The 12,080-nt window shown below is 64.6% G+C and carries 7 protein-coding genes and 1 pseudogene; 5 read left to right on the top strand and 3 right to left on the bottom strand.

Annotated elements, in window-relative coordinates:
* From P9228_RS26000 to P9228_RS25985, 4 genes and pseudogenes are all read left to right on the top strand, one after another.
* Positions 1-1,938: pseudogene (locus P9228_RS26000) on the top strand (hypothetical protein); the annotation flags it as partial.
* A 237-nt stretch (positions 1,939-2,175) separates the two neighbouring features.
* Positions 2,176-4,482 carry a peptidase domain-containing ABC transporter gene (locus tag P9228_RS25995; protein WP_278056312.1) on the top strand — a complete coding sequence of 769 codons (2,307 nt, stop codon included), beginning with the start codon at positions 2,176-2,178 and terminating at the stop codon, positions 4,480-4,482.
* Between the two features lie 80 nt (positions 4,483-4,562).
* Positions 4,563-5,969, top strand: coding sequence for an HlyD family type I secretion periplasmic adaptor subunit (locus P9228_RS25990; RefSeq protein ID WP_278056310.1), 1,407 nt, complete (start codon positions 4,563-4,565; stop codon positions 5,967-5,969).
* A 43-nt stretch (positions 5,970-6,012) separates the two neighbouring features.
* Positions 6,013-7,740, top strand: coding sequence for an SEL1-like repeat protein (locus tag P9228_RS25985; RefSeq protein WP_278056308.1), 1,728 nt, complete (start codon positions 6,013-6,015; stop codon positions 7,738-7,740).
* A gap of 42 nt (positions 7,741-7,782) precedes the next feature.
* Here P9228_RS25985 and P9228_RS25980 read toward each other — a convergent pair whose 3' ends face one another.
* Positions 7,783-8,103 (bottom strand): hypothetical protein, encoded by a 321-nt coding sequence (locus P9228_RS25980; protein ID WP_278056306.1) that lies wholly within the window; start codon positions 8,101-8,103, stop codon positions 7,783-7,785.
* A 460-nt stretch (positions 8,104-8,563) separates the two neighbouring features.
* On the opposite strand from P9228_RS25980, the gene P9228_RS25975 reads away from it, so the two are divergent.
* Positions 8,564-8,992, top strand: coding sequence for a hypothetical protein (locus tag P9228_RS25975; RefSeq protein ID WP_067330644.1), 429 nt, complete (start codon positions 8,564-8,566; stop codon positions 8,990-8,992).
* 68 nt (positions 8,993-9,060) lie between these two features.
* Here the strand turns inward: P9228_RS25975 and P9228_RS25970 are convergent, their stop codons facing one another.
* Together P9228_RS25970 and P9228_RS25965 are read right to left on the bottom strand one after the other, a co-directional pair.
* Positions 9,061-10,563 carry a PAS domain S-box protein gene (locus tag P9228_RS25970; RefSeq protein WP_278056304.1) on the bottom strand — a complete coding sequence of 501 codons (1,503 nt, stop codon included), beginning with the start codon at positions 10,561-10,563 and terminating at the stop codon, positions 9,061-9,063.
* 334 nt (positions 10,564-10,897) lie between these two features.
* A complete protein-coding gene (locus P9228_RS25965; RefSeq protein WP_278056446.1) occupies positions 10,898-12,067 on the bottom strand; it encodes an NAD(P)/FAD-dependent oxidoreductase in 1,170 nt (389 codons plus the stop codon).
* Between the last annotated feature and the right edge of the window lie 13 nt (positions 12,068-12,080).

Raw genomic sequence — 12,080 nt, 5'->3', positions numbered from 1 at the left:
GATACCGGAGCAACGGGCTCGACGGGTGCAACAGGTGCGACCGGCGCTACGGGTGCAACGGGTGCGACCGGCTCGACTGGAGCAACGGGTGATACCGGAGCAACGGGTTCGACCGGGGCCACTGGGGCGACTGGAGCAACCGGCGCCACTGGTGCTACGGGCGATACCGGCTCGACCGGCGCTACGGGTGCGACTGGCGCCACGGGCGATACCGGCTCGACTGGAGCAACCGGCGCCACAGGTGCGACTGGCGCTACGGGTGATACCGGAGCAACGGGCTCGACAGGTGCGACCGGAGCAACAGGTGCGACCGGCGCCACCGGCGATACCGGAGCTACAGGCGCCACCGGCGCGACGGGTGCAACAGGTGCAACCGGCGCTACGGGTGCGACCGGCTCGACAGGCGCAACCGGCGCCACGGGTGCGACAGGAGCAACTGGCTCGACAGGTTCGACCGGAGCAACAGGTGCGACTGGAACTACCGGTGCCACTGGAGCAACGGGTGCGACTGGAGCTACCGGAGCTACCGGCTCGACGGGTGCGACCGGAGCCACCGGTGCGACTGGAGCAACGGGCTCGACTGGAGCGACCGGCGCTACGGGTGCCACGGGCTCGACCGGCGCAACCGGTGCGACCGGCGCGACTGGAGCAACGGGCTCGACCGGAGCAACCGGTGCGACCGGAGCCACAGGTGCGACTGGAGCAACTGGCGCGACTGGAGCAACGGGTGCGACAGGTGCGACCGGCGCTACGGGTGCCACGGGCTCGACCGGAGCAACCGGTGCGACTGGAGCAACGGGTGCGACAGGTGCGACCGGCGCCACGGGTGCGACCGGCTCGACCGGCGCCACGGGTGCCACCGGCTCGACTGGGGCGACCGGCGCTACCGGAGCTACAGGTGCGACCGGCGCCACGGGTGCCACCGGCTCGACTGGGGCGACCGGCGCTACCGGTGCCACCGGCTCGACTGGGGCGACCGGCGCTACCGGTGCAACCGGCGCGACCGGAGCAACGGGTGCGACTGGCTCGACCGGCGCTACAGGTGCGACCGGAGCGACAGGTGCAACCGGCGCCACGGGTGCGACTGGAGCTACCGGAGCTACCGGCTCGACGGGTGCGACCGGAGCCACCGGTGCGACTGGAGCAACTGGCGCGACTGGAGCGACTGGAGCGACCGGCGCTACGGGTGCAACCGGAGCAACCGGCTCGACAGGTGCGACCGGAGCCACCGGTGCGACTGGAGCAACGGGCTCGACCGGAGCAACTGGTGCGACCGGAGCCACCGGTGCGAGTGGAGCTACCGGAGCAACTGGCGCGACTGGAGCGACCGGCGCTACGGGTGCAACCGGAGCAACGGGTGCTACCGGCGCAACGGGTGCCACCGGCTCAACCGGAGCGACCGGAGCGACCGGCGCAACGGGTGCAGCCGGCGCAACCGGCTCGACGGGTGCTACGGGGCCGGGCGGCGCAACGGGCCCGACCGGAGCGACCGGCCCCGGCGGCGAGACCGGTGATCGCGACAAAGGCAACAACGGCCACGGCAATGATCCTGACCGCAGCGACAGCAGCAATCCTGGGAAGGGACATTCCAACGATGGCACTGATGCCGATGGCTCGCCTGGCCATCGCACCGCCGCGGTCACGGCCAACTCACTCGGGCTCAAGGACACGACGCAGTTCCTGCAATCCGGCTCGACCGACAGTGATGCCGTCAGCCATGCGTCGTTCCGTCAGCTTGTCAGCCAGGCCGCCGGTTCGGTGACGACCGACCTCCTGAATGTTCTCAACACGATCAGGGGATTTGGTCAGAACCAGAACAAGCCGTTGGGTGCAAGCACCGACCTGACCTCGGATCAGAACAAGCAGGGTGCCGGCTTCGCCAACAGCGACGACACGGTGAAGAAGGCGCTGAAGGATATTCTGAAGCCGCATGACTGAGCATGAGTGAAGAGGAATGGCGACCGGACAGACGACGATAGAAACCGGTCCAAAGCTGAGAAGCGGGCGCGCGGGCTTTGCCGAAGGGCAGGGCCCGCGCGTTCGGCCTTTCCGAGTGGTTAAGGGGCTCGCGCGACCGACCGCCGCGGAGTATCATCAGCGCCCCCAGAGATTCCGGCGGAAATGGTCCGCCCCGGGCAATGTCGAACCACCGCCTGCCTACCCGAAGGGGAGTCCATGGTGAACGTTCCTGGGAGTGCTGAAGTCCAGCCTGTGGAGCTGCGTGCCGGGACCGCGGCCGACCCGACCGGCATGCCCGGCGGCACCAGCGAAACGGGGCAGAGCCCCGGTGGCCCCGCCGAGTTCGACCAGGTCGGGCCGCGCCTCAAGGCGATGCTCCGGGTCGCCCGCTATCACGGTATCGAGCTCGATCCGAACGAATTCAGGGCAGCGAGCGCAGGCCCGTTTCCAAGCGCTACCGACCTGTCGGAATGGGCGCAGAACGGCGGCATGTGGTCCCGGGCAGTGCGTGTTCGCTGGTCACACCTGTTGCGCTTTCAAGATACCGGACCAGTCGTTCTCTTGTTCAGCGATGGCGGCGCCGGTCTCCTCACCGGGGCGAGTGCCGAGCGCAACGTGGTCTTCCTCAAAAGTCCGGAAGCGCCCGACGATGGTCCATCCACCGCTGTCGACGAGTTGCGCCTGTCGCAGGTGTGGACGGGCGAGGCGGTGCTGCTGCGAAACGCGCGATCCTATGTTGCCGCGGATGCGCCTTTCACCCTTCGCTGGATCGCCGAACTGGTGCGGCACGAAAGCCGGCCGCTTCGCGACGTGGCCATCGCCTCCTTCACACTCAGCGTTCTGACGATTTTGCCGCCGCTCATCGTCATGACGGTGGTCAACAAGGTATTGCAGTTCAACAGTGTCTCGACGCTGTTACTCTTGTCGGCCATAGTCGCTGTCGTCTTCGCATACGAGACGCTCCTGGGCCACGCGCGGCGACTGATCATCAACGTCGTCGGAGCCCGCCTCGACACCAAGCTGCAGCTGCACGTTTTCAGCCGCCTCTTGCGTCTGCCGCTCGACTATTTCGAGCGCCACCCCGCCGGCGAGACAATGTACCACCTCGCGCAGGTCTATCGAATCCGCGAGTTTCTGACAGGCAAACTGCTCAGCACGTTCCTGGACCTGATCACCCTGTGCGTGCTGCTGCCGGTGATGTTCTATATCAACGTGACGCTTGCCTGGATCGTCGTTGCGTGCGCAGTGGTGATCATGCTGATCATCCTTGCCTTCCTGAAGCCGCTGCGCCGAAGGTACCAGCGGGTGATCGAGGCCGAGACCTGGAAGTCGGCGGCGCTGGGCGAAACCGTTGTCGGCATAAAGACCGTGAAGGCGCTTGGTCTCGAGCCGCAACGCAAGGCGCTTTGGGACGAGCAGGTGGCGGAGGCGGGAAGCGCGCGCCTCTCCTTCGGGCAGTTCGCCAGCTGGCCGCAGACCCTGGTTACGCCCATTGAACGCGTAATGGTGCTTGGCACCATGCTGATCGGCGCCTATCTCGCGATGAACGACAGTTCCGGCTATATGGTCGGCGGTCTGTTCGCCTTCATGATGATCTCCCAACGCGTCGCGCAACCGCTGGTCGGATTGGTGCGGCTGATCGAAGACTACGAGGAGGTGGGAGCGGCGATCGGCGAGGCGGCATCCGTCCTTAACCGGCCGTTGGAGACGAGTTCGAACTCCCTCGGTCTGCGGCCAAGGCTCCTCGGCGAAGTTACGTTCAGCGATCTGACGTTCAGCTACATCGGTACCAAGACGCCCGCCCTCGACCGGGTCAGCTTCCACATTCCGGCTGGGACCATGTTCGGCATTGTCGGGCGGAGCGGGTCGGGAAAATCGACCATCGCGCGGCTGCTGCAGGGGATCAACCGGGATTACAGCGGGTTCCTGAAGCTGGACGGCGTCGACCTCAAGGAAATCAACCTGCGTCATCTTCGCCAGGGGCTCGGCGTGGTCCTCCAGGACAATTTCCTGTTCCGCGGGTCGATCCGCGACAACATCATCGCCGGCCGCGCAGGCTTGACGCTGTCCGATGCCATGCGTGCCGCGCATCTCGCCGGCGCGGAAGAATTTATCGAACGCATGCCGAACGGATACGATACCTACATCGAGGAAGGTTCGCCCAACCTGTCGGGCGGTCAAAAGCAACGGCTGGCGATCGCGCGCGCCCTCATCCACGATCCGACCATCCTCATTCTCGACGAGGCCACCAGTGCTCTCGACCCGGAAAGCGAAGCGGTCGTCAGTGCCAATCTCATGCGTATCGCCAGCGGGCGCACCATGATCATCGTCTCGCATCGGCTGTCCTCGCTCACCGACTGCGACCAGATCCTGGTCATGGAGCAGGGCAAGGTTCTCGACGTCGCTTCGCACACCGTCCTGCTCGAACGATGCGCGCTCTATCGCCAGCTGTGGTCGCAGCAGAACCGACATTTGGACAATCGTGGCGGCCGGCCGGCGGCCGTACCGCCGCGATTGGTTTGACGATGTGGTGCCGCAACGGGGTCGAGATTGAAATGGTGGTTCTCGCCAAAGATGAGTTGGATAACAAGGGCCGGTAAGCCATGAGTAGCCCCTCGCTCACCGTCCGCCAGGCTCGCTGGGGCCGAGCGAAAACGAACGATCCGACGACGCCGGCCATACTCGAGTTCCAATGGCCGTCGACAGCAGTCTCGAATGCGCCGATTCCTCGGGCGGCGCGCGGCATCGTATGGATGATTTCGAGCCTCGTGATCGTCTTGATCACCGTGGCAGGACTGATACCGGTCGACCAGGTCGTGACGACGAGGGGGCTCGTGGTTTCACAATCGCCCAACATCATCGTGCAGCCGCTGGAGACGGCGATTGTCCGCTCGATCGAAGTGCGCGAAGGACAGCATGTGCAGGCCGGCCAATTGCTTGCGCGCCTCGATTCGACCTTCGCCTCGGCAGACCTGCAGGCCTTGGCCCTGCAGGTCTCTACGCTTGAGGCTGAAGTGGCACGGTTGAAGGCGGAGGCCGACGGCAAGGAGTTCAACTATGACGGCCTCGACCCCAGCTGGACCCTGCAGGCCTCGATCTTCGAGCGCCGCAAGGCGGTCTACGAGGCTAAGCTGGAGAATTTCGATCGGCAAAGCGATGAACTCACTTCCGTGATCTCGCGCGCGCAATCTGATGCCGCTGGCTACCGGCAGCGGCTCTCCGTCGCGGCATCGATAGAACAGATGCGCAAGCAGCTGGAAGAAAGGCAAGTCGGGAGCCGCCTCAATACCCTGCTGGCCGAGGACAATTCGGCCGAAATGTCGCGCGCGCTCGGCAACGCCGTGCAGACGGCGGAAGCTGCCAGGCGCCAGCAGGCTGCGGTAGCCGCCGACCGCGCCGGCTACATTCAAGGCTGGCGCGCGGAAGTCTCGCAAGGTTTGTCGGAGGCGAGCTCTCGCATGTCCGACGCGCGCGAGCTCTTCAACAAGGCAAAGCTGCGCAAGCAACTGGTCGAGCTGAAAAGCGAAGGAGATGCCATTGTCCAGTCCGTGGCAAAGGTGTCGGTCGGCTCGGTCCTGCAGTCGGGCGAGCGCCTGATCACGCTGGTGCCCGCCAAGGCGCCGCTCGAGATCGAGACAAATGTCGTCGGCCGAAGCAGTGGCTTCGTCCATGTCGGCGATCCCGTCGTCATCAAGTTCGATACCTTCCCCTATTCGCAATACGGCCTCGCTCACGGCACCGTGCGCACGCTCAGTCCGGATTCCTTCTCCGCTCAGGAGCAAGCCCGCGATCCAGACAGTTCGCTGGCAATGCTGCCCTCGAACACAGAACCGTTCTATCGGACGCGCATTTCCATCGATCAGGTCGCGCTGCATGACGTACCCGCCGGGTTTGCCCTCACCCCCGGCATGCCGGTGACCGCCGACGTTCAGGTCGGCCGGCGCACGGTGCTCAAATACATGCTTGGGGTGATGCTCCCGATCGGTCAGGAAGCGATGCGCGAGCCGTAGTCTGCAGCTCAAGAGGAACCGGAGCAGCCAGAGGCTGGCATCGATGACAATTCTGGATCGCCTGACTGGTTTGGCTAGCCCATCCGTAGCATTGCGCAGGGCGATCCAGCTTGCTGAAAATGGCAAGCCCACCGAGGCCTTTCCGCTCTTCGCCACGGCTGCGCGTGCGGGCATAGGCCAGGCCGAGTATCGGGTCGCGCGTTGCTATCTCGAAGGTTCCGGCGTGCCGCCCAGCCGGGCAGAGGGGACGCGCTGGCTGCGGCGAGCAGCGGATCACGGGAGCGCTGATGCGCAGGCGCTTCTCGCCGCACTCTACGTGACCGGGATGGCGACAGCCGAGGCTGACAAGGGCTCCGAATCGGAACGGTTGTTCGTGGAGGACACCACGAGCGAGCCAGACTTTGCGTCAGCGCTCGATCTTGCCACGAAGGCGGCCGAGGCGGGCTCCGCCACCGGCCAGGCACTCCTCGGCTACATCCTGACCAGCGGTCCCGAACCAATGCGCGATGCGGATGCTGCCTACAGGTGGTACGAGCGGTCGGCCGCGGCCGGCTGCGCCGAAGGAAGCCTTGGTTTTGCCCTGTCGCTGGCACGGCGAGGTTTGTCGGCAGACCGGTCCAGGATTGCCGATGAGGTCCGGCGGGCGGCGGATGCTGGCTTGCCGACGGCAATCTATCTTCTCGCGATCCTGACCGAACACGGCCGCGGCGTCGCAGGCGACATTGCGGGTGCGGCGCGATTATACCAGTCAGCTGCGGAGAAAGGGCTTCCTGCGGCCCAATTCCGATTGGGTCTGGCGCTTATCGACGGGAGCCTCGGCGATCAGGATCCTGTGACCGGAGAGGCCTGGATACGGCGTGCGGCATTGGCGGGCAACGTCGAGGCGGCGAATCTTCTCGGCGATCGTAACGTGAAGAGCCGGCCGCCGGACTTTTCAGAGGCGGCAATTTGGTATCGTCGTGCGGCCGAGGGGGGTCACCAGGCCGCCGCTCGCGCGCTGGCCTCTCTCTACCTGACGGGAAACGGTGTCGCCAGGGACGAGCAAGAGGGGGCGCATTGGCTGCGCACCGCCGCAAGCAGAGGGAACCGGGCAGCGCAAGTCGATCTGGCCAATCTTGTTCTTCAGGGAGCCGGCGAGCGGGACGATATCACGAGCGTAGCGGGGTGGTTCGAGGCGGCCGCATTATCGGGCGACCTTATCGCCGCCTTCAATCTCGGGCTGTGTTTCGCCAAAGGCGTCGGCGTGCACCAGGATGAAACTCGCGCCGCGCAATGGCTGAGGCGCGCGGCTGAAGGCGTGGCTGAGGCTCAGTACATGTATGCGCGCATTCTCAGGGACGGGCGCGGCGTGGCTGCCGACGCGCAACAGGCTCGTGCCTGGTTTGCCCAAGCGGCCGAAGGCGGCATGCTCGATGCGCAAGTGGCACTTGCTGAGATGCTGCTCAATGGCAGCGGAGGCAAACGCTCTCCCGAAGCCGCAATACAGCTGTTCCGACGGGCTGCTGCCGACGGACATGCCGGCGCAATGTTTGCTCTCGGAGCGCTGCAGAGCTCCGGCGAGGGACTGCCGGTCGATCACGTGGCGGCGCAGAAATGGTTTGCGGCCGCGGCCGAGCGTGGGCACGGGCAGGCCCAACTGATGCTCGGCCGATATTTCTCGAAGGGCCTAGCCGGAGAGCACTACCCGGCAGTCGGCCGCCTTTGGCTCGAGCGAGCGGCGGCGCAAGGTCTTGAGGAAGCGGCCGACGAACTTTCCGAATTGGCCGGCTGAGGCGTTCATTGCCAAGGTTGCACCGGCATCGGCCGCGCCCGACTACTGCGCGCCGGGCGTCCACTCAGGCAGCGGCGCAAGGCTGTGGTTGAACTGTTTCCACCACATGGACTTATCGATCTCGCAGCAGGCGAGAAGCAGGTTATGCGCCTTCTCGAAAGCCTGGGTAGCGATTTCATCAAAGGTCATCTGCGCGTCGTACGGGACCGACACCACCAGTTCCTGACCGGTTTGTGTGCCGCCTTCGTCGACCTGAAGATAAAGCCAAACGACGAAATGGGCGTCCTGGCCACTCGCGTCGGCGTTGCCGATCTTGATGCGGTCGATGCCTGCTGCAGTGACTTTCATGCCGAAGTCCTTCATTTTGGGATTCATGGAATTCCAGAAGTTCGCAGCAATCAGAAAGGTTCCGGGACCGCTGTTCCTATGGTGAAGCATTGATAAAGAGGTACCACCTGGCTGCCGGGCGGGGGCGCAAGCGGCCACGCGCGCACAACCTCGGTCCGAACCCTGGACGTCCGATCGTCGCCGTCTTGCCCTACTGACGGTGCCATGTGATGGTTTTATATAACCTATTGATTTAATTGAATAAGCTTAGGCCCGGATGCCTCTATGCAGCAGCATCGCAACGTTGCCTTTTGACGGCGGAGCCCAGGAACGCTCCGTTGCCAGCAAACCTTCGCGCGTCGGCCCGTCGACCGATCAACCGCGCGCCGAAGGGCTGTTCATTGCAACGCACTGGGATGGCGCGCGTTTTATTGATTGGCAGGGCGGTGACCAATGTGAGCGCCGCTTCATAGGCTGACAAGTCGGAGGCGATTAGGTGGCTAAGTTCAAAGAAGCCCTTGAGCGCGGCAAGAAAGCTCCTCGCCAGCAAAAGGAGGATGCGAACGCCACGGTGCCGGATTTCGGCACCCAAGCCAGGGCCTGGCTGGACGATGTCGTTGTTGCGTCGTTGGTAGCGGCCAAGGCAGAGGTGTCGGGCGAGATGACGATCGACATAGACACCGTTCCGCGGGGCCGTGACAAAGCGCTGACGCCCTCTGTTCGGTTTCGAATCTACCGAAAGCCGGAAGTGAAAAACACCGCCGGAAGGGTATTCACCGTCAACGTTCACGTCAGTGGGGAGGTGTCGGTTTCGTCACCCGGTATGGTCGCCGAGGATGTTGGAAATATAGGGAACAGGTCCGGCGAGAGGTTTCGCAATTTGGTTGTCAAGCTGATCGAAGACGCCGCTAGGGACATGAGCTAGCCCGACTGTCATGCTCGATTGGTCGACCCGGCCGAGGAGATCCCCACCTCAGCTCGGCCTTCTGGTCGTCAGGCAGAAAATCTTTCACCGTCAAGCGTGACCTCGATAGTGACGCCGGCCGGGTCCCAGTTTCGCTCGACTCGGCCCAACTGGCTCGCGGCGACGCGGACCAGGCGGCTCCCGAAACCTTCTTCTTCGGTTGCGACGGGAGGTGGTCCTCCAACCTCTCGCCATTGAATAAGCACCTTGCCGTCCCGATTGGCGCAAGCGATCTCTATTGAGCCGGCGGCCGCCGAGAGGCTGCCATGTTTGGCAGCGTTGGTGGCGAATTCGTGCAGCAGGAGGGAAAGCGGCGTGATCATTGCCGCAGGCACGGGGATATCGATGCCGGTGATCGCGAAGCGGGGATGCTCATTGGCCACATGGCGGTATGGCGCGAGGATCGCGTTCACCAATGTATGCAGGCTCGCGGAGACCTGAGCAGAGCGGCCATCCGACGTGAGCATCGTCAGCGCATGCGCCCGCGCCAAGGCACCGAGGCGGTCAGACACGATCGAGGCGAGCGCCGCCGGCGTTTCGGCGGTCGAGGCGCTCAACTTGATGATCGAGCTTGCGATGGCGAAGAGGTTCTTCACCCGGTGGTCCATCTCGCGGAGCAGTATCTCCCGCTGCTCTTGCGCGCGCAGCCGCTCGGAGATGCCGCGGGCGATCTTGGAAGCACCGACAATTGTGCCCGACGCGTCCGCGATGGGGGAAACGGTCAAAGAGATGGGAACGATACTGCCGTCCTTGCGCAGGCGAACGGTCTCGAAATGCTCGACATGCTCTCCATCTCGGATGCGCGCCAGAATCTCCCGGTCCTCGTTCTGGCGATCGGGCGGTATCAGCAACATGAGCGAACGACCGATAATTTCCGCGCGGGGGTAGCCGTAGAGACGCTCGGCGCCACGGTTCCAGTCCGTGACGATGCCGTCCGGATCCGTCGCGATGATCGCGTCATCTGAGGATTCGACAAGCGCGCTTAGCCGCGCTGCAGTGGTTTCCCCCTGGTCCCGTTCGATCGCAAACCCGAGCTGGCGGGCAATGGTCAACGCAAGTTCGCGTTCACGATCGGTGAAGCTATGGGGTGCTGGGTAGTAGACCATGAACTTGCCGATGAGCTCGCGGGAGCTGGCAAGCGGGATAAAGGCCAGCGCCTCGATGCCTTCGCCGAGGACCGTTTCGATGAGTTGCTGAGATTCACCGCTGAACCGAATATCCTCGACAAAGATGGGCTTGGCGTCGCGCTGATCGCTTGTCCACGGCGTGTGGCCGTTGACAGCCTTGCGGTATTCTTCAGACAGTGAGCGCCACGCGACGAAGCTCATGACGCCTTGATTGTCAAATTTCAGGATCGAGGCGCGTGACGAACCGAGGGCGTCGCATATGGCATCCAGGGCCGCATCGTAGATCTCGACGAGGCCATGGGCGCGGTAAAGTCGGTCGGTGAGGCGAAAGAGGACGGTTTGCTCGCGGGCAATATCGCCGTCGGCTTGCTCACGCTGGCCGCGCCCTGTGGCCGTAGCACTCATAGCCCCTTGCTGCATCGAGTCCTTGACCCAATCGCCTAACGCAGCACCGCGTCGATCGCCTCTTCGACCGCCGGGTACGATCCCCGACCACGCTCGACAATATGCGCTTTGCGCGGTTTCGCAATAGGACTTGTCGCCTTGCGGCGCGGCGGCTGGTGTCGCCGACGAGCCGCGAGCGGCGCCCGTCTAGCGGCTTGAGCCAAATGGCAATTCGCCTAAGCCCCGGCGGTCCCAAATCAGGTGCGCTACCAGGCCGCGCTGCACTCCGACGCTCGCGGCATTTAAAGCTTCCGCGGCCGGCCCAAAACGGAAGCCTCGCGCGCAGACTAGCGCCTCAGCGCCTTTGCTTGGCAATCCTGCCGGCGATCGCCGCGCCCTGGATGCGCGCATTGGCGAAGCAGCCTCGAATGCTCGGCCGCATGCCGGTGAACCAGAGGCCGGGCAGTTTCGGGTCGTTCGCCGGGCCGTTGAACAGCGGCACTCCCTTGGCATCGAGCACGCCGAGCCTGCCCACCATCGCCTCCAGCCCGGTGCGGTAGCCGGTGGCGGCAATGACGATGTCAGGCGCGATCGACTGGCCGCTTTCGAGAACGACGCCGTCGTGCCTGAATTCCTTGACCTGCGGCACGACGATGATGCGGCCGGCCTTGATCGCGTCGACCGCACCGTCATCGGCGGCGATCGCCGTATAGTCCGAGCCGAGGCGGCTGGCGCCGCCCGACGGGGCGGAGGGCAGGCCGTACTTCCCGAGATCGCCGAAGACCAGCCGCTGCGTCGCCGCCATCACCGCATCGGCGAGCCGGGCAGGCAGTCTCGCCATGACGGGCGAGAAACGATGCACGGCGATCTTGCCGATGCGCTTGGGCAGCAGCGACGGCCCGTTGCGCGCCGAGAGCCACATCTGCCCGGTCTCGACCCCGGAAAGATGGTTGAGCGCGTCGAAGCCGGAATTGCCGGCGCCGACCACCAGCACTTTTGTCCCAGCATAGTCGCTCGCCCGGCCGAAATGCGCCGAATGGACGATCTTGCCCGAAAAATCCTTCATGCCTTTCCAGGCCGGGATAAAGGGTTGTCGGTCGCGCCCGGTGGCGATCACCACGTGGCGCGCCGCTCGCGGTCCCGTGCTGGTCTTCAGCAGCCAGTGATCGCCGCGGAAATCGATTTCCTCGACGACGACGCCGAAGGCGATCGGCAGCCGGTGCGTCTGGGCGAAGTCGTTGAACAGGCGGATCACCGCGCTGCGGTGCGGAAAGGCGGGCGTGCCTTGCGGAAATGAAACGCCGGGCAGCGTTGAGAGGTCGCGATGCGTGTTGAGATGCAGGTTCTCATGGCGGTGGTGCCAGGGCTCGGCCAGCCGCCCCTCGCGCTCGAGGATCTCGGTGGCGATCCCGGCCTCGATCAGGGCGTAGGCCGCCGCCAATCCGGCCGCGCCGGCGCCGATCACGATCGCGCCTTCGAGGATCGCCGGCTCGCCGGTCCAATCCGACGAGATTTCCGCTTCCATGCCCATTCTTGTC

This window comes from Mesorhizobium sp. WSM4898 (assembly GCF_029625845.1).
In the GTDB taxonomy this organism is placed as follows: domain Bacteria; phylum Pseudomonadota; class Alphaproteobacteria; order Rhizobiales; family Rhizobiaceae; genus Mesorhizobium.
This window is presented reverse-complemented; position numbering and strand designations above follow the sequence as displayed.